At 60.7% G+C, this 20,213-nt stretch carries 19 protein-coding genes; 6 read left to right on the plus strand and 13 right to left on the minus strand.

Annotated features, from left to right (window positions below):
• Positions 1–22: 22 nt before the first annotated feature.
• The 5 genes from K7A42_RS13440 to kduI form a co-directional block, all read right to left on the minus strand.
• Positions 23–901 carry a D-galactarolactone isomerase gene (locus K7A42_RS13440; RefSeq protein ID WP_282455388.1) on the minus strand — a complete coding sequence of 293 codons (879 nt, stop codon included), beginning with the start codon at positions 899–901 and terminating at the stop codon, positions 23–25.
• Complete coding sequence (locus K7A42_RS13445; RefSeq protein ID WP_282455389.1) at positions 898–2,034, minus strand: D-galactarolactone cycloisomerase; 1,137 nt, start codon at positions 2,032–2,034, stop codon at positions 898–900. Before K7A42_RS13445 ends, K7A42_RS13440 begins: the two co-directional genes overlap by 4 nt.
• Before the next feature lie 24 nt (positions 2,035–2,058).
• Positions 2,059–2,970, minus strand: a complete 912-nt coding sequence (gene kdgD / locus K7A42_RS13450; RefSeq protein WP_004444985.1) for a 5-dehydro-4-deoxyglucarate dehydratase — start codon at positions 2,968–2,970, stop codon at positions 2,059–2,061.
• 112 nt (positions 2,971–3,082) lie between these two features.
• Positions 3,083–3,826, minus strand: coding sequence for a 2-dehydro-3-deoxy-D-gluconate 5-dehydrogenase KduD (kduD, locus tag K7A42_RS13455; protein ID WP_006700394.1), 744 nt, complete (start codon positions 3,824–3,826; stop codon positions 3,083–3,085).
• Positions 3,823–4,647, minus strand: a complete 825-nt coding sequence (gene kduI, locus K7A42_RS13460; RefSeq protein ID WP_107327282.1) for a 5-dehydro-4-deoxy-D-glucuronate isomerase — start codon at positions 4,645–4,647, stop codon at positions 3,823–3,825. Before kduI ends, kduD begins: the two co-directional genes overlap by 4 nt.
• Positions 4,648–4,784: 137 nt before the next feature.
• Here kduI and K7A42_RS13465 point away from each other — a divergent pair, with 137 nt between their 5' ends.
• From K7A42_RS13465 to K7A42_RS13475, 3 genes are all read left to right on the plus strand, one after another.
• Entirely contained in the window at positions 4,785–5,582 is a 798-nt protein-coding gene (locus tag K7A42_RS13465; RefSeq protein ID WP_006700392.1) for an NAD-dependent epimerase/dehydratase family protein, read from the plus strand.
• Positions 5,583–5,689: 107 nt separating this feature from the next.
• Positions 5,690–6,427 (plus strand): FadR/GntR family transcriptional regulator, encoded by a 738-nt coding sequence (locus K7A42_RS13470; protein WP_107327280.1) that lies wholly within the window; start codon positions 5,690–5,692, stop codon positions 6,425–6,427.
• Between the two features lie 37 nt (positions 6,428–6,464).
• Positions 6,465–6,782, plus strand: coding sequence for a cupin domain-containing protein (locus tag K7A42_RS13475; protein ID WP_006700391.1), 318 nt, complete (start codon positions 6,465–6,467; stop codon positions 6,780–6,782).
• An 8-nt stretch (positions 6,783–6,790) separates the two neighbouring features.
• On the opposite strand, the gene K7A42_RS13480 is transcribed toward K7A42_RS13475, so the two are convergent.
• The 6 genes from K7A42_RS13480 to K7A42_RS13505 all read right to left on the minus strand — a co-directional run bounded on the left by K7A42_RS13480 (position 6,791) and on the right by K7A42_RS13505 (position 14,705).
• Positions 6,791–8,023, minus strand: a complete 1,233-nt coding sequence (locus K7A42_RS13480; RefSeq protein WP_108081615.1) for a M24 family metallopeptidase — start codon at positions 8,021–8,023, stop codon at positions 6,791–6,793.
• Between the two features lie 317 nt (positions 8,024–8,340).
• A complete protein-coding gene (locus K7A42_RS13485) occupies positions 8,341–10,344 on the minus strand; it encodes an aldo/keto reductase (protein WP_282455390.1) in 2,004 nt (667 codons plus the stop codon).
• 45 nt (positions 10,345–10,389) lie between these two features.
• Positions 10,390–11,475 carry an ABC transporter ATP-binding protein gene (locus tag K7A42_RS13490; RefSeq protein WP_282455391.1) on the minus strand — a complete coding sequence of 362 codons (1,086 nt, stop codon included), beginning with the start codon at positions 11,473–11,475 and terminating at the stop codon, positions 10,390–10,392.
• A gap of 11 nt (positions 11,476–11,486) precedes the next feature.
• Positions 11,487–12,323 carry a carbohydrate ABC transporter permease gene (locus K7A42_RS13495; protein WP_035210329.1) on the minus strand — a complete coding sequence of 279 codons (837 nt, stop codon included), beginning with the start codon at positions 12,321–12,323 and terminating at the stop codon, positions 11,487–11,489.
• On the minus strand, positions 12,320–13,180 hold the full coding sequence (locus K7A42_RS13500; protein ID WP_282455392.1) for a carbohydrate ABC transporter permease: 861 nt from the start codon (positions 13,178–13,180) through the stop codon (positions 12,320–12,322). The genes K7A42_RS13495 and K7A42_RS13500 overlap by 4 nt, the downstream gene beginning before the upstream one ends.
• A gap of 253 nt (positions 13,181–13,433) precedes the next feature.
• On the minus strand, positions 13,434–14,705 hold the full coding sequence (locus K7A42_RS13505; protein ID WP_022562662.1) for an ABC transporter substrate-binding protein: 1,272 nt from the start codon (positions 14,703–14,705) through the stop codon (positions 13,434–13,436).
• A 92-nt stretch (positions 14,706–14,797) separates the two neighbouring features.
• On the opposite strand from K7A42_RS13505, the gene K7A42_RS13510 reads away from it, so the two are divergent.
• Positions 14,798–15,688, plus strand: coding sequence for a helix-turn-helix domain-containing protein (locus K7A42_RS13510; RefSeq protein WP_072492972.1), 891 nt, complete (start codon positions 14,798–14,800; stop codon positions 15,686–15,688).
• Between the two features lie 59 nt (positions 15,689–15,747).
• Here the strand turns inward: K7A42_RS13510 and K7A42_RS13515 are convergent, their stop codons facing one another.
• On the minus strand, positions 15,748–16,602 hold the full coding sequence (locus K7A42_RS13515) for an AraC family transcriptional regulator (protein WP_004445008.1): 855 nt from the start codon (positions 16,600–16,602) through the stop codon (positions 15,748–15,750).
• A 124-nt stretch (positions 16,603–16,726) separates the two neighbouring features.
• Between K7A42_RS13515 and K7A42_RS13520 the strand changes: the two genes are divergently transcribed.
• Positions 16,727–17,923, plus strand: a complete 1,197-nt coding sequence (locus K7A42_RS13520; protein WP_004445010.1) for an MFS transporter — start codon at positions 16,727–16,729, stop codon at positions 17,921–17,923.
• Between the two features lie 85 nt (positions 17,924–18,008).
• Positions 18,009–18,905 (plus strand): LysR substrate-binding domain-containing protein, encoded by an 897-nt coding sequence (locus K7A42_RS13525; RefSeq protein ID WP_006700384.1) that lies wholly within the window; start codon positions 18,009–18,011, stop codon positions 18,903–18,905.
• Positions 18,906–18,929: 24 nt separating this feature from the next.
• Here K7A42_RS13525 and K7A42_RS13530 read toward each other — a convergent pair whose 3' ends face one another.
• Positions 18,930–20,210: a TRAP transporter large permease gene (locus K7A42_RS13530; RefSeq protein ID WP_282455393.1), complete on the minus strand. Its 1,281-nt coding sequence runs from the start codon at positions 20,208–20,210 to the stop codon at positions 18,930–18,932.
• Between the last annotated feature and the right edge of the window lie 3 nt (positions 20,211–20,213).

Consider the following 20,213-nt stretch of genomic DNA (forward strand, 5'->3'; position numbering starts at 1 on the left):
TCCCCAACCATCCCGGATGAAATTAGGCCGCCTTGACCGGCGACAGCTTGAACAGCTCTTCGGGGTTTTCGACCAGCGCCCGACGGCGCGCGCTATCGTCCGGCAGCCAGCCGAGTGTGAGTTCCGCAAGACGGGCATCATCAGGGTATACCGCTGTTTCGCGTACAGAATTATGCGGCCAGTTGGTGCCCCAGACGATGCGTTCCGGCGCATGCGCCGCGATCACCCGCGAAAAGGCGGCGACATCCTCGTACGGCCAGCTTTCGCGGGAGCTTTCATAAACGCCGGCGAATTTGAACCACAGATTGCCGCCGTCGATGAGTTTCAGAAGCGCCGCCATTTCCGGCCCGTCGGTTTTGATGCCCTTGAAGAACTTGCCGTGATGATCGAACACCCAGCGCGAGCGGATTTTCTGAAGACGCGGCAGATGGTCGAGAAGACCGTTTCCGTCGAACTGCACCGCCACCATCCAGTCGGCCGCATGCGCCCGCTCGTCCACCGCTTCCAGTTCGGAAAGGTTCACAGCGCCACCCGGCAAATCCATGATACGCGCGCCGACCGCACCCGCGGCGGCAAGCTTCTCCATGTCCTTTTCGCTCGTGGTGGCATCGATGATGACGACCGCGCGCGCCGCCTCGCCCATCTCGGCAACACAGGCCAGCGTATTGCCATTGTCTCGCTGATGGGCGTTACCCTGCGTGATGATGACCCGGTCTATGCCGAGCCATTGCATGAGGCGACGATAATCCTCCGGTCCCGGCAGGGCGCCCGGCGGAAGGCCGGGGCCACCCGGCAAGGCGGGATATCCGGGCAGATACATGTGCATCTGCGTATCGATCGCGCCTTTCGGGAAAGCGGGTCTCGGCGCGGTGCCGCTCAGCTTTCTGACGAGTTCACTCATGGGTCTGGCATCCTGAATTCAACGAGTGCATCCCGGTTGATCTCAATGCCGAGACCGGGACCATCGGGAATGGCGACGATACCGTTCTCCGCTTCGAGAGGTTCACTGAGAACCGCCTGACGGAACGGATTATGGGTGCGGTCAAATTCCATGATCGGTTCGATGGGATTGACCCGCACCGGATCAGGCGTCATCGCCGCCATGAATTGCAGCGCGGCTGCGATCTGTACGCCGGTGCCCCAGACATGCGGCACGATGCGCACGCCGTGCAGCGTGGCAAGCGTGGCAATCTTCTGCGTTTCTGAAAAACCGCCGCAGCCGCAGAGATCGGGCTGGAGAATATCCACGGCACCGGCGGAAAGCGCCTGCCACATGCCGTGACGCCCGTGCCAGGTCTCGCCGCCCGCAACCGGGATCGGCTGCCCTGCCCGTACACGCTGATAGGCATCGAGCTGTTCGGGAACCACCGGCTCCTCAAACCAGTCGATGCCATAGTCGGCGGCGCGGTTGCCAAGCGTGACGGCTTCGGTGACCGTATAACCGTGATTGGCATCGATCATCAGCCGCATGTCAGGCCCGATCGCCTCTCGAACCGCGGCTATGACCCTGAGGTCCTCCTCGATGCCGAAGCCGATCTTGATCTTGCAGGCGTGGAAGCCGTCAGCGCGGCGCTCCGCCATTTCGGACGCATTGTCTGAAACGCGGTCGACACCATCACGCTTGAAGCTGCCGGTGGCATAGGCGCGTACGCTCTCGCGCCAGCGCCCGCCGAGCAGCATCGAGATGGAAGCACCGTAATGCTTGCCCTTGATGTCCCACAACGCGATATCGATGCCGGACAGGGCCGTAAGACTGAGGCCGCGCTGGCCCTGATCGCGCAGGGCATTATAAAGCACGGCCCAGATTTTTTCGGTCTGGCGAGGGTCCTGGCCGATGAGCCAGCCGGAATAAGCCTGGACCACGGCGGCGTTCGGCCGCGCCGGGCCGAGGCATTCGCCCCAGCCGACGGTCCCGTCGTCGCATTCGATTTCCACCAGAACATGGGCCCGCCGGTCGAAACGCATGGAGGCGCTTTCGAACGGCGTGTCCAGACGATGTTCGAGCAGATGCGTGCGCACTGCCGTGATTTTCATGGCTCCCCTCCCGTTATGCCGTGATCAGGCTTTGCGCTTGTGCGTGCCGATCAGCGCTTCGAGCATGCCGATTTCCTCATTCGTGAGGTCCTTCAGCGGCGCACGCACCGGACCGGCATCGAAGCCCTGCAGGCGGACGCCGGCCTTGATGGCGGAGACGGCATAACCCTTGGCGCGGTTGCGGATCGCCATGAACGGATAGAAGAAATCGACAAGAATGCGCTCGCAGGTGGCGCGCTCGCCGGCGCGCAGCGCCGCGTAGAACTCGTTGGCAAGGCCGGGCACGAAGTTGAATACGGCCGAGGAATAGGTGGTGAAACCGGCGCCGAGATAGGCTTCGGCAAACAGTTCCGCGGTTGGCATTCCGCCGAGATACATCAGGCGGTCCCCCATCTTGGCGGTGATCTGGCGAACGAGGCCGATATCGCCGGTGCCGTCCTTGAAGCCGACAAGGTTCGGGCACTCGTCGCACAGCCGCGCCAGCGTATCGGCCTGAAGAACCGAGTTGTCACGGTTATAGACCATGACACCGATGCCGACCGACTGACACACCTTCTTGATATGGGCGTAAAGCCCTTCCTGCGGCGCATCGATGAGGTAATGCGGCAGAAGCAGGATGCCATCGGCGCCGACCTTTTCGACGGAGCGGGCGATATCGACCGCAATTTCAGTGCCGTAACCGCAGCCGGAAACGATGGCGGTTTCGCCGGCGACTTCCTTGGCGGCGGAAACGATGGTCGGAATCTCATCCGGCTTCAACGAAAAGAACTCGCCGGTGCCGCCTGCGGCAAACAGCACCGGCGCCTTGTAACCGGCAAGCCATTCGACATGGGCCCTGTAGCTGTCGGCAGCGAAACGGCCCTCGGAATCGAAATGGGTGACCGGGAAAGACAGAAGGCCGGAGCCGAGAGCCGTTTTGATTTGTTCAGGGTTCATGATCGGTATTCCTTTGAAGTTCAATGACTGAAAGTCACCTAAACCACTTGCCGTATATTTGTCAACAATTCATCATACAAGTTATATGATGAATTTTACAAGCGGGCGCGGCTCAGCGCGCCAGCCAGCCGCCATCGACATTGAGAATGGCGCCATGCACATAATCCGCCGCCGGCGAAGCAAGGAAAACCGCCGCCCCGGCTATATCGTCTGAATGACCCCAGCGGCCAGCCGGAATGCGCTCGAGAATGGCCTTGTTGCGGGCCGCATCCGCGCGCAGTGCCTCTGTATTGTTGGTTTCGATGTAACCCGGCGCAATCGCGTTCACATTGATGCCCTTCGCCGCCCACTCATTTGCCAGAAGCTTGGTGAGACCGGCGACGCCATGTTTTGCAGCCGTATAGGACGGCACACGAATGCCCCCCTGGAACGACAGGAGCGAGGCGATATTGACGACCTTGCCGGGGCGGCCGTTCGCCAGCAGCTCCTTTGCAAAGGCCTGCGTGGTGAAAAACAGCGCCTTGAGGTTGACGTCCATCACCTCGTCCCAGTCCAGCTCGGAAAATTCAACGGAATCGGCACGGCGGATGATGCCGGCATTGTTGACGAGAATGTCGAAACCGGCACCGGCAAAACTGTCTTTTGCCGCCAGCGGATCGGCAAAGTCGATAGACAATGCGCTGGCCTTGCCGCCGTCCCTCGCGATGATGGCAAGCGTTTCATCCGGCGCACGACGGGCGGCGCAGACGACGTCCGCGCCGGCAGCGGCGAGACCCACCGCAATCGCCTGGCCGAGCCCCGTATTCGCGCCGGTGACGAGCGCCTTGCGCCCCTGAAGCGAAAAGGGGTTCCTCATTTCAGGTCTCCCGGCTGAATGAAGTCCATGTCGGTATAGTCGACATTGTCGCCGGCCATGGCCCAGATGAAGGTGTAGGAGCCGATGCCCGCACCGGAATGAATGGACCAGGGCGGGGATATCGCGCCTTCTTCATTTGAAATGAACAGGTGCCGGGTCTCCTGGGGCTCGCCCATCAGGTGCAGCACGCGCGACTTTTCATCCATGCCGAAATAGAGATAGGCCTCCATGCGGCGATCATGAATATGCGAGGGAATGGTGTTCCAGACCGAGCCGTCCTCCAGTGTCGTATATCCCAGCACCAGCTGGCAGCTTTCCATGACCAGCGGATGGATGAACTGGTTGATGGTGCGCTTGTTGGAGGTTTCGGTTGCACCAAGCTTGACCTCCTTGCTGTTCGCCAGCGTCACCAGCTTCGCCGGCAGGCTGCGATGCGCCGGGCACGAGGTGATGTAGAATCGCCCGCCGCCGTCGAAGGTCACCGCGCCGCTGCCGGCACCGAGATAAAGCACGTCACCGCGGTTCAGCGTGTAGGTTTCGCCGCCGGCGCTGACCGTGCCCGCCTCACCGATGTTGACGATGCCCATTTCACGCCGATCGAGGAAGGAAGGCGTCCTGGTTTCCTCCACCTTGTCGAGCGTCAGCGGCTTTCCGTCAGGCACGGCGCCGCCCATCACAAAGCGGTCGTAATGGGTGTAGATCAGCCTGATTTCACCGGAACGGAACATGTCGCTGGCGAGGAAATGCCGGCGGAGACCTTCGGTATCCAGCGTTTTTGCATATTCCGGGTTCACGGCCTGCCTTGTTTCGACGGTCAGCATCAAACTCATCCTTCATGATTGTTGCGTATGGCACATAATATATGTTATCCGCTTTTTGTACGATCTGTATGACAAGGTCAAGAGGCGCTGCCATATCTGACTGCGTCGATGACGTATAATGCTGATGGAGAATTGCGATGAAACGGCTTCTTGTTACCGGTGCGGCAGGCCAGCTCGGCCGCGTCATGCGCGAACGCCTCGCACCGGTGGCCGAGATCTTGCGCCTCGCCGATCTCGCTCCGCTAGACCCGGCAGGCCCGAACGAGGAATGCGTGCAGTGCGACCTGGCGGACGCAAATGCCGTGGATGCCATGGTCGCCGGTTGCGACGGGATTATCCACCTTGGCGGCATATCGGTGGAAAAGCCGTTCGAACAAATCGTTCAAGGCAACATCATCGGGCTTTATAATCTCTATGAAGCCGCCCGCGCCCATGGACAGCCGCGGATCGTTTTTGCCAGTTCCAACCACACGATCGGTTATTATCCCCAGACGGAGCGTCTTGGCCCCGACGCCCCCTTCCGACCGGACGGGCTTTACGGCGTCTCCAAGTGTTTTGGCGAAAACCTGGCCCGCATGTATTTCGAGAAGTTCGGGCAGGAGACGGCGCTTGTGCGCATCGGTTCCTGCACCCCGGAACCCACCAATTATCGCATGTTGTCCACCTGGTTCTCGCACGACGATTTCGTATCGCTGATCGAAGCGGTATTTCGCGCACCGATCCTCGGCTGCCCCGTTGTCTGGGGCGCGTCTGCCAATGACGCCGGCTGGTGGGACAATTCGCATCTCGGTTTTCTCGGATGGAAACCCAAAGACAATGCGGAGGCCTTCCGGCGGCACATTGCCGAGACAACGCCGAAACCCGACCCCGGCGATGCCATGGTGCGGTTTCAGGGCGGTGTTTTCGTCGACAACCCGATCTTCAAGGCGACGTGAAATGCGGCAGGGAACGTTCCCGGCAGGCGGTGGGATTGCAAGCCGGGCCGCGAATAACGTATCGAGGAACGGTAGACGCAACCGATATTTTTAGAACGGCGACGAAGATGACAAGAACGACGACCTCCGAACCGGCAGCGCCACAGGCCAAAACGCTTGTGGTGAAGGTTTCGGAGGAACTCCGCAGCCAGATCGCCAAGGGCCGTTACAAGACTGGCGACCGCCTGCCATCGGAAGCGCAGATGACGCAGGAATTCGGCGTGAGCCGAACCGTTGTGCGCGAGGCGATTGCCTCCCTGCGCTCAGACGGTCTCGTCGAACCGCGTCAGGGCGCCGGTGTCTTCGTACTGGAGCCCGCCCCGGTCGAACGGCGGCCTTTCCATAATGTCGATCTGGCCCGCGTCTCCTCGCTGATCGAAATGCTGGAACTGCGCACCGCGGTGGAAGGCGATGCCGCGGGCCTTGCTGCGATCCGCCGTTCGCCGGCGCAGGAAGAAAAGATCATCGAGGCCTTCGACGCCTTCCGGGCCAGCGCCGCCAAGGGCAGCCCGACGGCCGAGGCCGATTTCGCCTTCCATCTGGCCGTTGCCGAAGCGACCAACAATCCCCGCTTCAGCGAGTTTCTGCAGGTGCTCGGCCCGACCGTCATTCCCCGCCGCGCCGTGGCCGACAACGGCTCCGAGACCGTGCTTTCGCCCGCTGATCTCAGCCGTCTGGTGGGAGAGCACGAGGCGATACTGATCGCGATACAGGACGGCGACGAGGAGGCGGCGCGAAGCGCCATGCGCAACCACCTGAAAAGCAGCCAGATGCGATACCGCGCGATGTTGCGCGCACCGCGCTGAGATTGCCGCCTGAACCGCATTGACTGAGGAGAAAGATATGCAGCAGCTTCCGACCTTCCCCACTGTTTCGCCCGACGATGGCGTAGAACGCACCGTGCTTTCCGAAGCGCCCGAACTGATGGTGGTATCGTTCCGTTTCAAGACCGGCGCGGAAGGCAAGCTGCACAGCCATCCGCATGTACAATCGACCTATGTCGCCAGCGGCAGCTTCCGCTTTTACCGTGATGGCGAGGCCTACGACCTCAAGAAGGGCGATAGCCTCGTCATTCCCGGCCATATCGAGCATGGCTGCCTGTGTCTGGAAGAGGGCGAACTGATCGACTGCTTCACGCCGCGCCGCGACGATTTCCTCTGATCCGGCGATCAGTCCGCAGATAAATCCCGCAGGGTGCGTGGCAGGCTGTTCATGCACTCTGCGCCAGATGCGGTGACGAGGAACTGGTCCTCGATCATCAACGCACCCACGCCTTCCCCATAAAACGGCGCTTCGAGCGCGACGACCATGCCGGGAAGAATGAGTTCCGGATTGTCGTGGGAAAAGAACGGCCATTCCTCGATACCCACGCTGCCACCAACGGAGTGGCCGAAGTGGCCGCGATAATATTCACCGAAGCCGTCCTTGCGCATCGAGGCCAGCATGGCGGCGTGCACTGCACCGAATGTATTGCCCGGGCGGAGCGCGTCCAGCCCGCGGGCGAAGGCCGCTTCCAGAGCCTTGAAGATATCGCCCGCGAAAGGCGAAACCGGCCCCCATGAAAAAGTCCGCGCGCCATCCGAAGAATAACCGTCCACCAGCGTGCCCACATCGGCCTTGATCAGCGCACCCGGCGCGACCGCTGCCGTCATATCCGACAAAGCCGGGCCGACCGAAATGAAGTCCCAATGCCCGCTCAACGAAAAACCGGATTTCGCGGCATATGCCTGCGCGCCGGATTTCCAGGCGGTAGAGAGTTGACCAAGAGCTGCCCCCGGTCGGACGGCGGCTGCCATCTCGACCAGCCCCGCCTCGGCTGCGGCTGACGCCTGCCTGAGAAGGTTGATCTCGCGTTGAGATTTCACCGCCCTCAGACGTTTCAGCACCGTCGAACCATCAACCCAGTTCACCTCGGGCAATGCCTGGCGCAGCGCTAGAAAATCGGCCGCGGGCATGAATTCAAGGTCGGCACCGATGCGCGCCGCGGACAGTCCGCGCTCCCGCAGCAGATCGGAGAGCAGGCCGAAGCAGGCGGTACGATCGAATGTCTCCGGCCGCGGCCCACCTGAATTGTTGCGGCGATAGGCATCATCCACCTGCGCGATGGTGTCCACACCCGAAAGATCGACCAAATCGATCCAGATGCGATGGCAGCGCAGATCGATATCAGGTGCCGCCCTCCTGATGATCGGCGCGGCATGATCACTGACGACGGCGGCCAGCCCTGCCCCGGCATCGGCAGGCACCAGCGCAATTGCGGAACCCGCTTTGCCCCACATGGTCGCAACACCGGCAGGCGCACCAACCGCATAACGAAAGGCCTCGGGCTGGAACAGTACCAGCGCATCAATCTCCGCCTCCCGCATCAGCTGCTGGGCGCGGCCTCGGTCGATATCGCTCATGGGAACTCCGGTGATTGTTTGGCGGCAGGTTTGTGAACCTACGCTTTAGCAGTCACCGGGATAGGAAAGAAGGTGGAAGATGATGTCTCAACCCTGAGATTCATCAGTGTGAGCGAGCGGATGCCCCTTGTTTCTTCTCCCCGCCGGGGAGAAGTCCGCGGCAGCGGGATGAGGGGGCGAGGGTCGAGATATCAGGAGAGCTTGCCCCCCCATCCGACCCTTCAGGCCACCTTCTCCCGGCGGGGAGAAGAAATATGCCGCAACGGCTTGCCCTATCCGGAAGAGGCGGCAGATAAATCCGCAGCCTAAATCCACTCTTACGCCTCCAGCCACTTCACCTGCTCGTCCGTCAGCGCAATATCCAGCGCCGAAAGACTATCCTCCAGCTCCGCAATCGTGCGCGGCCCGATCAGCGGGATGACCGGGAAAGGCTGGGCGATGACATAAGCGAGAGCGATATGGATTGGGTGGCGCCCGAGTTTCTGCGCAAGCTCGATCGCCCGATCGCGACGGACGAAATTGCGGTCGGAATACCAGACGCGGACGATTTCCTCATCGTCATGCTTGTCCCGCCCTGCCCGCTCGGTAAAGAAACCGCGCCCCTGGCTGGACCAGGCGAAATTTGGGATTTGTCGGGATTTCAGCCATTCTTTCCATTCGTCATCCGATGCCGCCACGCAGCCTGCCCAGATGGGATCGAGCATTTCGGCCAGGGAGAAATTGTTGGAAAGCGCGCCGGGGGCCTGTTTGCCGTTCTTCTGCGCGTAAGCCGCGGCCTCATCCATCCGTTCGCGCGTCCAGTTCGAGCCACCGAAAATGCCGCGAATGCGCCCGCGCCGAACCTCGGCATCCATGGCATCAACGAACTCGCCCACCGGGACGTCGAGATTATCGCGATGCATGAAATAAACATCGACATAATCCGTCTTCAGACGCTCCAGCGACTGATCTAGCTGTTTGGCGATCATATCGGGATAGCAGAGCGGCGAATGCGCACCCTTGCCGATCAGCACGATCTCTTCGCGCGGCACGTTGCGGCTGGTGTGCCAGTCGCCGAAAATCGCCTCCGTTTTGCCGCCGCCATAGACATAGGCCGTATCGAAAAGATTGCCGCCGGCCTCGTAAAACGCATCGAGCGTCAGGGATGCGGGGGCGAAATTGGGGAAGAATTCGAAGCCGAGCGCGACTACCGAAGCGGGCTTGGCAAGGCCCGGTATCTGCCGCTTCGGGACCGTATTTCCGGATACAACCTTACCACCGGCTATATTGGCGATACGCGACGTCGCCTTTTCGACGCTGTATTCCAGCCCGACGGAAGCCCGCCACTGGTCCATGACGCGCAGGTTGCCGAGGCTGTCCGCCCAGGCCATGCCGGGTGCATCGAATTCCTTTTTACCCTGGCGAATTGCTTCGCCCGCCGCATCGACCTCGAAGGAATAAAGCCAGCGATCCTCCGGCAGCTCGATGGTTTCGACCTTGTCGCCCCTGATGATATCGATCCGCCCGGTGCCGCCCTTGTGGCCGGCGGCAAACCAGAAATCCCTGACCTCGATCCGGCCGTCCGAACCGATGATGCGCAGCACATTGTCCTGCGCCGCCATGATCGAGCACGAGACTTCGGCGACGATGCCGTTTGGGAATTTCAGCACGGCCGAGGCCCATTCATCAACGCCCGACTGGCCGAGATGGGCAGCACCCGCCACTTTTTCGGGCTCCGCAAAAGGCTTTCCATCCACAGCGCCTGCGATCATCCGCACCATCGAAACCGGATAACCGCCGACATCGAGAATGCCGCCGCCCGCGGTTTCATTGGCGAACAGCCGGTGATCGGCCCGGAACGAGCCCATGTTGAAACCGAAGCTCGAGCGGATGATGCGGATATCACCCACCGCGCGGGCTTTCACCAGTTCCAGCAATTTCGCCGTCTGCGGATGCAGGCGATACATATAGGCTTCACCGGCAAAAACGCCGGCCTTTTTCGCCTCATGGAAAATTGCGTCGGCGTCATAGGCGGAAATCGCGATAGGCTTTTCCACCAGCACGTTTTTGCCCGCCCGGATTGCCTTGATTGCCCACTCGGCATGGCCCGTATGGGGCGTGGCGATATAGACCGCGTCGATATCGGGATCGGCAAGCAGCGCATCGTAACCCTTCACAATGCGCGCGCCGGGAAAAGCTTCGGCAAGGCCGGGCTTGTCCGGATTGCGAGTGGCTATGGCCTCCAGCCTGCTGGTGCGGGAATGGGCGATACCGTCAGCAAAGGTTCTGGCGATGGTGCCCGGGCCGATGATGCCCCAGCGGATCGGTTGTTCGGTGGTCATGAAATCCTCGTCTTTCGTATCGGTCTTGGGTGCTTGGGAAAGGGTTCAGCGCAGGCGTTCGCCCTTGCTGTCGAAAAGGAAAGCCCGGCGGGCGGAAAGGCCGACCGTCTGCCGGTCGCGATTGCCGACATCACGCGATTCCGGCCGCTCGATGATGAGCTGCTCGCCGCCTTCGGTTCGGGCATAGACATAGCTGGTATTGCCGAGATGCTCGGCGACATCGACATGCACGGTGAGATCGGCATCGCCCCCGCCCGCATCGGCAAAATGCTCCGGCCGGATGCCGAGCAAGACCCTGGCGCCCTCGTTGACGCGCTCTTTGATCGGCAAAGTCAGCCGCACCGCAGGATCGCTGTCGAGGGCGAGCGTGACGCTGTCGGCGCCGCCGCCGATGACAGTGGCGTCGAGAAAGTTCATCTTCGGCGAGCCGACAAAGCCGGCGACAAAGCGGTTGGCGGGATCGTCATAGAGATCGAGCGGCGCACCCACCTGTTCGATATTGCCCGCCCGCAGGACCACGATCTTGTCGGCCAGCGTCATCGCCTCGGTCTGGTCATGCGTCACATAGATCATCGTGGTGCCGAGTTGCTTGTGCAGGCGCGAAATTTCGACGCGCATCTGCACCCGCAGTTCCGCATCGAGGTTGGACAGAGGCTCGTCGAACAGGAAGACCTGCGGCTCGCGCACAATCGCTCGGCCGATGGCCACACGCTGCCGCTGGCCGCCGGAAAGCTGTTTCGGCCGGCGATCCATCAGTTCATTGATCTGCAGGATTTCGGCGGCGCGGTTGACCCGCTTTTCCGTATCGGCCTTCGGATTGCCGTTCATCCTGAGGCCGAAGGAGAGGTTTTCGGCCACCGTCATATGCGGATAAAGTGCATAGGACTGGAACACCATGGCAATGCCACGATCGGCCGGATCAGCATCACTGACCGTCTTGCCGCCAATCACGATATCGCCGCCGGAAATATCCTCCAGCCCCGCGATCATTCTGAGAAGCGTGGATTTTCCGCAGCCGGACGGGCCGACAAAAACGACGAATTCCCCGTCTTTCACCTCGAGATTGGCGCCATGGATCACCTCCAGCGCACCGTATCGCTTGACGACGTTTTTGAGCGAAAGTTCCGCCATGCGGCCTCCCCTTACTTGACTGCCCCGGCTGAAATGCCGGCGATGAAGTGACGCTGCAGGACCACGAAAACCACGAGAATGGGTGCGGTCAACAGCACCGCGCCAGCCATGATGCCGCCCCATGACACCTTGGTGAGCCCGATAAGGGTGCCAAGTGCCACGGGTGCGGTCATCATTCCTGGGCGGGAATTGATGAGAAGCGGCCAGAGGTAATTGTTCCACGAGGCCAGGAAGAGAATGATGGAGAGCGCCGCCATGGTGGGTCGCGCCAAGGGCAAAGCAATGCGCAGAAAAATCTGCCATTCCTTGACGCCTTCCACCCGCGCGGCATCGAAAAGCTCCGTCGGCATCATCGAGAAGGATTGCCGCATGAACAGCACGCCGAGCGAGTTGAAGAGCGGCGGCACGATCAGCGCTACCCAGGTATTGGCGAGCTTGAATTCCCGCGCCACCATGATGAATTGCGGAATGACGACGACTGCAAACGGCAGGGTGATGGTGCCGAGAATGATGGCGATCACCACGCCGCGTCCCGCAAAACGGTAACGCGCCAGCGCCCAGCCCGCCATCGACGTCAGGAAGACCGAAAGGACGGTGTAGATGCAGGCGACGGTGATCGAGATGAACATGGCCCTGAGGAAATTCGTATCCGCCTGCAGGTTGTTGAAATTCTCGATGAAGTTGGTGGACGGCACCAGAACGATATCGGGGCTGAAGATGCCGTAATCCGGCATGGTCGAGAACACGAACATCATCCACAGCGGAAACAGCCAGATGACGGCAAGTGGCGTCAGCACCGCGTGCAGCGCGATCTTTTGCCAGAAAAGCGATCTCGATTTCGATCTCATTTCGGCTCCCTCCCGACCCAGAGATTAAGCAACGAAATGGCGATGGCGAGCGCCGCCATGGTGTAGGCGATGGCCGAGGCGTACCCGAAATTGAGCGAGGTGAAGCCCTGCCGATAAAGGAAGAGTCCCAGCGTTTCCGTGCCGCCGCCCGGCCCGCCCCTGTTGGTGATGAGGAAGGGTTCGGCAAAGAGCTGCATGGTGCCGATGACCGACAGGACAACGCAGAACAGAATGATGGGTTTGAGGAGCGGCAGCGTGATATGAAAGAACTGCTGGCGCTTGCTCACCTTGTCCAGCGTCGCCGCCTCATAGACATCGCCGGGGATCGATTGCAGACCGGCGAGAATGATGATCGCGTTATACCCCGCCCAGCGCCAGGTCACCGCGATGATGACCAGCGCCATGGCCGCATTGGCATCGTCGAACCACGAGATGGGCGCAAGGCCGACTGACGTGATGAGCTTGTTGATGATGCCAAAATCGGCGCTGAACATCAGCCGGAACACCGCCGCATAGGCCACCTCGCCGACAACGACAGGCGCGAAGAAGGCAAAACGATAGAGCGGCCGCGCTTTCAGCAGCGGCGAATTCAGGAGCACCGCCATGACGGTGGCGAGCGCGATCATGACCGGCACCTGAATGACCAGAATGATCAGCGTATTGTAGAGCGCGTTATAAAATGCCGGATCGGAGACGAGCCGCCCCCAGTTCATGGACGGTGCAAACCGCCACGGGTTAATGCGGGTATTCTGGAACGACAGCATGAACGAGCTGATGATCGGCCAGACCCAGAAGGTGGCGAAAATCAGGAGATAGGGCGCAAGGAACGCATAAGCGATCCTGTTCCTAGACGGCATGACGACCTCCAGATGCCGGACAAGGGCCGGATAAATGGAAAAGCTTGAAGGCCTGCCCGATTTCGAGGGCGAGACCATTGCAAGGCGGTGCGGCCTATTTCTTCTCCCCAAGGGGGAGAAGGTGGCCCGAAGGGTCGGATGAGGGGGTTAGCTCGCGATCTATCACCAACGTTGCCCCCTCATCCCGCTGCCGCGGACTTCTCCCCATCGGGGAGAAGAAGCCCGTGGCACCCGCTCGGTCCTGGCCGCCGGCTTACTGCGCGACAGGCAGCCCCGTCGCCGTTTCGATCTGCTTTGCCGCATCATCGAGCGCAGCCTTCGCATCGGGATAGCCACCTGCGAAATATTTCGTCTGCGTCGCCTTGTAGATCGCATCCGCATCGGACTGGAATGCCGTGCCGCGGCTTGGAACGATCTTCGGCAGCGTGGCAAGAATATCGGTCCAGACCGCCTGCCCGCCCCAATAGGGGTGCTTTTCCTTCACGAAGGGATCGTCGATGGCTGATAGCAGCGAGGGAACGAGGCCGAAGGATTTCAGCATCGTCACCTGGCCCTCATTCGTGGTCAGCGCGTAATCGATGTATTTCCATGCGGCTTCCTTGTGCTCGGACGTCGAACTGATCGCCAGCGAAGACCCGCCGAGATTGGCCGCATGCGGACCGTCAGGCGTGAGGCTCGGCATCAGATAGACGCCCCATTTGCCCGCGAGATCGGGCGAGCCGGAGCGGATCGTGCCCTCGTACCAGGCGCCATACATCTGGCTTGCCGCCTTGCCGGCGGTATTCGCCTGGATCTTTTCATCCCAGATCGCCGCCGTGATGATGCCGGCGTCCTTCATTTCCTTGACCTTTTCAAGGGTCGCGACACAGGCGGGCTGGTTGATGGTAATGTTCTGGCCATCGGTCGAAAAGTAACCGCATCCCTGCTCATTGGCGATCATGCGGAACCATTCGCTATCGCCGTTGAAGTCGGCCTGCGCCATGACCGTTCCGGGATTGGCAGCCATGACCTTCTTGCCGGCGGCGATGAAATCATCCCAGCTCTTGATGGTGGCCGGATCGACGCCCGCCTTTTCATAGAAGTCGCGGCGATAGAAAACCGCTACCGGGCCGGAGTCCCACGGAACCGCATAGGCGACACCGTCAACCTCCAGTTCCGTGCGCTTGAAATCAGGAAAAAGCGCCTGTTTCTCAGGCGTATAGCCAAGCTCGGTCAGATTGGCGAAACAGTCTGGGAAACGGCTCCAGAACAGTTCCGCTTCGAAATTTTCAATGGTGACGATATCAGGAAGACCATCGCCCCCGGCGGCGCACGCAGCCAGCGTCTTGTCAAAAACCTGATTGTTTCCAAGGTCTTCGACGACGATCTTGATATCCGGATTCTGCTTGTTGAAGCCCTCTACCGTGGATTTCAGCGCGGAAGCCGCGACATTCCAGCTCCAGATGGTGACGGTCTCGGTTTGCGCGAAAGCCGGGGCTGCAAGAAGCAGCATGGCCGTAGACGCGCCAAGAAATTTCAAGCACATTGAAAACCTCCCTTTTTCAATTGCCGTTCTTCAGCGAACATGGGCACATTACCGGCGGCAGGAAATCTGTCTCGTAAAAAGGGAACATCGATTTGGCGGAAAGTAAGATTGCTGAAAGAGCCTTCTACCAGCCGGGTGCAAGCAGCATCGAAGGCATGCCGACAACCCTTCAGCTTTTTCACAATCACCCGCCCATCATGCTCAGGCCACACTGGCACGCGCAGGTGGAGGTGAATTACGTGATGGCGGGATCGGTGCATTATCGCATGGGCGATCATGACCTTACGCTTAATTCCGGCCAGATGTGCATCTTCTGGGGTGGCCAGCCGCACCAGATGGACCACTCTTCCGACGATTCGTTTTACGCCGGCGCGCATCTTCCGCTCGTGCATTTTTTCCGCATGCGCCTGCCCGCTACCGTTTCCAGCCTGCTGATGGGCGGTGCGACGATGGTGAGTGCTGAGACGGACAAGGCAGACGCCGAAAATTTCGGCCGCTGGTTTCGCTATGTCACCTCCGGCGACCCGGCGAAAGCCCAGCACGCGGTGGAAGAATTGCTGCTCAGGGTCGAGCGGATGTTCCTCGAGCCATACGCCGTCGTATCTTCCGCCGCCAGCGGCAAACGCAGAGAGAATGATGAGGGCATGGCGCCCTCCATCGGCGTGGTACGCATGTGCGATTTCATTGCCGCCAATTTCCTCGACGATATCGACGCAACCGACATCGCCCGCGCCGCCGCGCTTCACCCGAAATATGCGATGAACCTGTTCCGCAAATCCACCGGCATGACGCTGATCAAATATCTGACCCTGCTCCGTCTTTCGCGCGCGCAGGCCATGCTGATGACGGGCAAGGACAATATCCTGCAAATCGCCATGGAAAGCGGTTTTGGCTCGGTCAGCGCATTCAACAAGGCATTCCGCCAGATATCAGGCATGTCGCCTTCCGATTTCCGCCGCGACATGCGGGCGGCGGCGGCTTAGGGTATCCTCCTCATTCCTGTGCTCGTCACAGGGATGAGGTTGAGTGAGCCACCCCAACCCTAGCCACCCATCTCTTCAAAATCGGGAAAAGCGGCGCTGCGCTGCCGCGCCGCCTGGCGATAAGCCCGGGGCGAGCTGCCCAGCATTCGCCGGAACATCGTTGTAAAAGCCGGGATGTTTTCATAACCGGCATCCAGCGCCACGTTCGTCACGGCCTCCCCCGCCGCCAGCCGCGGCAGGGAGGCGAAGATGCAGGCCTGCTGACGCCATGTGGCGAAGCTCACCCCCAGTTCCTTGCGAAACAGACGCGTAAAGGACCGGCGGCTGATGCCCATGGCCGCCGCCCAGTCATCGATCTCCACCCGCGCCACGGGCCTGTTGAGGAAATCCCGGCAAAGCGCTGCCAGCCGCTGATTGTCCGGAAATGGCAAACCCAAAGGGCGTTCCGGCAGGCGGTTCACTTCATCCAGCAAAAGTGCGCGCACGAGACCCTGCCGGTGAAAAGCAGCTGGCTGATGTTCCTCGGCCAGCAACTCGGAAATGAGGCTCGAGGCGAGATCTGTTATTTCCACGACCCTTGGAGACGTTGCCTGGAAGAGATCGGGATGGACGTAGATGGAGTGCATCTCGACATTGGAGATGACTTCGGCCTCATGTTGCAGACCGGCGGGAATGAGCAGCCCGTGACCCGGCGGTATCATCCAGCGCCCATCCGCCGTGCTGACCAGCACCACCCCCCGGCGCGCGCACCATATCTGCACGCGACTATGGTTATGGGGCGGCGTGCGATGCCCCGTCGGATAGATGCGATGGAGCGCCAGCACCGGCTCATTGGTGCCGTCGATCAATTTCAGGCTGCGCTCATGCTCCTCGAGCGTCACACCGACTGTCTGTCGCGATTTGATTTTTGCCATTTGGCCCACTCACAAAGAAACTCGTCCAGAACACAAATGCAGGCCAGACACAATATGAATAAAAGCGGGAGCAAATAAAGACATGTTTCCCGTTTCATCGGCGGGGATCTGGAGAGGATAATTCATGGCCACCGTCACCAGCACCGGGTTCAACCCGCAACGCACGGCGTTTTCAATCATCGCAGCCGCGAGCTTCTGCCACATGCTGAACGACATCATGCAATCGCTGCTGACGTCGCTTTACCCGTTGCTGAAAGCCAATTACGCGCTCGATTTCGTACAGATCGGACTGCTTACCTTCGCCTTTCAGGTCACGGCATCGCTGCTGCAGCCGGTCGTCGGCATGGTGACAGACCGTTGGCCCATGCCGTTTTCCCTGCCCGTGGCCATGCTCTCCACCTGCGCCGGCCTCATCACGCTCGCCTTTGCCCATAGTTTCGAGGTTCTGGTGATTGGCGCCTGCCTCATCGGCATCGGCTCGGCGATCTTCCATCCCGAAGCCTCGCGCGTTGCCCGCCTGGCATCCGGCGGCCGCCATGGTCTGGCGCAGTCCTTCTTCCAGGTGGGTGGGAATACCGGCACGGCCATCGGCCCGCTGCTCGCCGCCTTCATCGTCATTCCATTGGGCCAGTCGAGCCTCAGCTGGTTCTCGCTGATTGCGCTCCTCGGCTTCGGCGTGCTGTCCTGGGTCGGCGTCTGGTATACCCGCCACCGCCGCGCAACCGTCGGCAAGGCTCCGGCCAGCCGCGCCCTGCCGCTCTCACGCGGAACCGTGATGATGACGCTTCTGGTGCTGGTGGTTCTGACCGCCACCAAGAATGCCTATCTCGCCAGCCTGTCGAGCTACTTCACCTTCTACACCATCGACAGGTTCGGCCTTGGCGTGCAGGACGCGCAGGTACTGCTGTTCCTCTTCCTCGGGGCTTCGGCACTGGGCGTGTTCTTCGGCGGCCCGATCGGTGACCGTTTCGGCTCGCGCGTCGTCATCTGGTTCTCGATCCTCGGCGTCATTCCCTTCGCGTTGATGCTGCCCTATGCGAACCTGTTCTGGACAGCCGTTCTGGTCGTCGTCATCGGCTTCGTCTTCTCTTCCGCTTTCTCGGCCATCGTCGTTTTCGCGCAGGAGCTTGTGCCGGGCCGCGTCGGCCTCATCGCCGGCATGTTCTTCGGTTTCGCCTTCGGTTTCGGTGGCATCGGGGCTGCGGTTCTGGGGGTCTATGCGGATAAGGAAGGCATTGAATTCGTCTACCGCATCTGCTCCTACATGCCGCTGCTCGGCCTTTTGACGGTCTTCCTGCCGAAACTGCCGAGCCACCGCTAAAAGCCTCGCGTTCAACGCTTTTCAACACGGCGGGCACCTGTGATACTCGGGTGACCGCCGTATTCCGTTGAGCAAAGCCCTATCCATGCAAATCCCGATAAAATCGATCCTCGTTTTCCACGCCGCGGCAAGGGCGGGCAGCATTTCCCGGGCGGCGGAAGAGTTGAGCGTGACGCCTTCGGCCGTTTCCCAGCAGATCCAGCTGCTGGAAGGCCAGCTCGGCACGACGCTGATGGCGCGAACCGGCCGCAAGGTGACATTGACCGAAGCGGGCGAGCGCTATTTTTCGATGATCACCGCCCAGATTGAGCAGATATCCGACGCGACCGACAGCATTCGTGGTTTCCGTTCCGTCACGGCACTGACTATCCGGGCGACGCCGACCATTTCCAACAAATGGCTTCTGCCGCGTCTCGGCTCCTTTCTGGAGGAGCACCCTGAACTGGAAGTGCGCTTGGACGGCACCAACGAGCCGACCGATTTTTCGCAGGAGCTCGTCGATGTGGAGCTGCGCCACGGCGATGGTCGTTGGCCGGGCCTCTTCGTGGAAGGGCTGGTGGAAGAGGAATTCCTGCCAGTGTCCTCACCGGACTATGCCGCCACCGGAAGCCTTCAGGCCGCCGATCTGCTCGAACTGCGGCTCATTCATTCGGTGAAGGCGCAGGCGCAGTGGACGCACTGGTTCCCGATGGCGGGCGTGCATTCAGACAAAAGATGGCGGCGCGTGCTGTTCGACCGCAGCCATATGGCCATCGACGCTGCGGCCGGCGGTCTGGGCGTCGCGCTGGAGAGCACGTTGATGATGGAACGGGAACTGAGCACCGGGGCGCTTGTCTGCCCCGTCATCGACGCACCGCGCATCAAGCTCGTTACCCAATGGATCGTTTGCCCGCATTCTCACCTGCGGCAGCGAAAGGTGACGCTTTTCCTGGAGTGGATGCGAAAACAACGCGACGAGTGGCGTGACCGTCGCGTTGTCTGAGTTTTTCAGGCTTACTGTTTCGGCTCAGTAGAGACCCATCAGCCGTATCGGCCCAAGCGTCAGGATCGGGAAAAGCACCAGCGCAAATATGGCGAGCGTCAGCACCGTCATCGGCGCCAGCGAACCGCGGATGACATCCTCGATCTTCATGTTCGCGACCTGGGCTGCGGCAAACAGGCAGACCCCGACTGGCGGCGTCACCAGCCCGAGCGTCAGCGTCATGACAGTCACGATCAGGAAATGGATCGGATCGATACCGAGCGCTTCGACCGGCGGCATCAATACCGGAATGAGGATGAACATGGCGGGGATCGCTTCCATGAAAATGCCGATGATCAGCAGGAACACGAAGATCACGAGCATGCCCGTCATCGGCCCGAGGTTCATCGCCTTCAAGAGTTCGGCGACCTGTTCCGGCAGGCCGTCAAAGGTGAAGACCCAGGCAGCCAGCTGCGAAGTGGCGGCGATGAACAGGATGGTTCCGGAAATGCGTGCCGTCGAGATGAGGATTTCCGGCAGTTCGCGCACCGGCAGCGTGCGGTAGACGATGACGCCGAGCACCGCTACATAAACGACCGCGATGGCAGCGGCTTCCGTCGGCGTGAACAGGCCGCTGGCGATGCCGATGATGAGGATCAGCGGGGTGAGCATCGGCAGGATGGCGCGAAGTCCGGTGATGACAACCAGACGGAAGTTGAAGGGGGTCGGCGGGTTATATCCGTAGTGCACGGAATAGAAGTGATTGAAGATTAGGAAGGCGAAGGCGATGAAGAGGCCGGGCACCAAGCCCGCGATCAGCAATGTGCCGATGGACACGTTGGCGATGGAGCCGGCAATGACGATCAGGATTGACGGCGGAATGATCGAGGAGAGCGTGGAAGTGCAAAGCGTCATGCCGACGGCATAACCCTTCGGGAAGCCATGCCGCTCCATCGCCTTGATCTCGATGGCGCCGACAGAGGCGATGTCGGCGACGGACGAGCCGGAGACACCGGAAAAAATCACCGAGGAGATGACGTTGACGTGACCGAGGCCGCCGGGCAGCCAGCCCACCATGGCCTCGGCGAAATCGAAAATGCGCTCCGCAACACGCCCCCGCTCCATGACGGTGCCTACGAGGATGAACAGCGGCACGGCGACGAGCAGGAAGGAGTTCATGGACGAGAACATCGTCTGCGACAGCAGGTCCATCGGCATGGAGGTAAAGAGCCAGAGCGTGCCGACGCTGGCGAGCGCCAGCGCAATGGCAAGCGGTACACCGAGCATGCTGAGACCGAAAAAGGCGACGAGAAGAAAGACCGACATGGA

The organism is Agrobacterium sp. InxBP2 (genome assembly GCF_026191755.1).
In the GTDB taxonomy this organism is placed as follows: Bacteria; Pseudomonadota; Alphaproteobacteria; order Rhizobiales; family Rhizobiaceae; genus Agrobacterium; species Agrobacterium pusense.

Excerpts from the sequence above, each read along its gene's own strand:
- K7A42_RS13515 (WP_004445008.1), bottom strand. The coding sequence starts at position 16,602 with ATGGCAAAAATCAAATCGCGACAGACAGTCGGTGTGACGCTCGAGGAG.
- K7A42_RS13490 (WP_282455391.1), bottom strand. The coding sequence starts at position 11,475 with ATGGCGGAACTTTCGCTCAAAAACGTCGTCAAGCGATACGGTGCGCTG.
- kduI (WP_107327282.1), bottom strand. The coding sequence starts at position 4,647 with ATGCTGACCGTCGAAACAAGGCAGGCCGTGAACCCGGAATATGCAAAA.
- K7A42_RS13500 (WP_282455392.1), bottom strand. The coding sequence starts at position 13,180 with ATGCCGTCTAGGAACAGGATCGCTTATGCGTTCCTTGCGCCCTATCTC.
- K7A42_RS13470 (WP_107327280.1), top strand. The coding sequence starts at position 5,690 with ATGACAAGAACGACGACCTCCGAACCGGCAGCGCCACAGGCCAAAACG.
- K7A42_RS13530 (WP_282455393.1), bottom strand. The coding sequence starts at position 20,210 with ATGTCGGTCTTTCTTCTCGTCGCCTTTTTCGGTCTCAGCATGCTCGGT.
- K7A42_RS13440 (WP_282455388.1), bottom strand. The coding sequence starts at position 901 with ATGAGTGAACTCGTCAGAAAGCTGAGCGGCACCGCGCCGAGACCCGCT.
- K7A42_RS13445 (WP_282455389.1), bottom strand. The coding sequence starts at position 2,034 with ATGAAAATCACGGCAGTGCGCACGCATCTGCTCGAACATCGTCTGGAC.
- K7A42_RS13525 (WP_006700384.1), top strand. The coding sequence starts at position 18,009 with ATGCAAATCCCGATAAAATCGATCCTCGTTTTCCACGCCGCGGCAAGG.
- K7A42_RS13520 (WP_004445010.1), top strand. The coding sequence starts at position 16,727 with ATGGCCACCGTCACCAGCACCGGGTTCAACCCGCAACGCACGGCGTTT.
- K7A42_RS13465 (WP_006700392.1), top strand. The coding sequence starts at position 4,785 with ATGAAACGGCTTCTTGTTACCGGTGCGGCAGGCCAGCTCGGCCGCGTC.
- kdgD (WP_004444985.1), bottom strand. The coding sequence starts at position 2,970 with ATGAACCCTGAACAAATCAAAACGGCTCTCGGCTCCGGCCTTCTGTCT.
- K7A42_RS13480 (WP_108081615.1), bottom strand. The coding sequence starts at position 8,023 with ATGAGCGATATCGACCGAGGCCGCGCCCAGCAGCTGATGCGGGAGGCG.
- K7A42_RS13475 (WP_006700391.1), top strand. The coding sequence starts at position 6,465 with ATGCAGCAGCTTCCGACCTTCCCCACTGTTTCGCCCGACGATGGCGTA.
- kduD (WP_006700394.1), bottom strand. The coding sequence starts at position 3,826 with ATGAGGAACCCCTTTTCGCTTCAGGGGCGCAAGGCGCTCGTCACCGGC.
- K7A42_RS13505 (WP_022562662.1), bottom strand. The coding sequence starts at position 14,705 with ATGTGCTTGAAATTTCTTGGCGCGTCTACGGCCATGCTGCTTCTTGCA.
- K7A42_RS13495 (WP_035210329.1), bottom strand. The coding sequence starts at position 12,323 with ATGAGATCGAAATCGAGATCGCTTTTCTGGCAAAAGATCGCGCTGCAC.
- K7A42_RS13485 (WP_282455390.1), bottom strand. The coding sequence starts at position 10,344 with ATGACCACCGAACAACCGATCCGCTGGGGCATCATCGGCCCGGGCACC.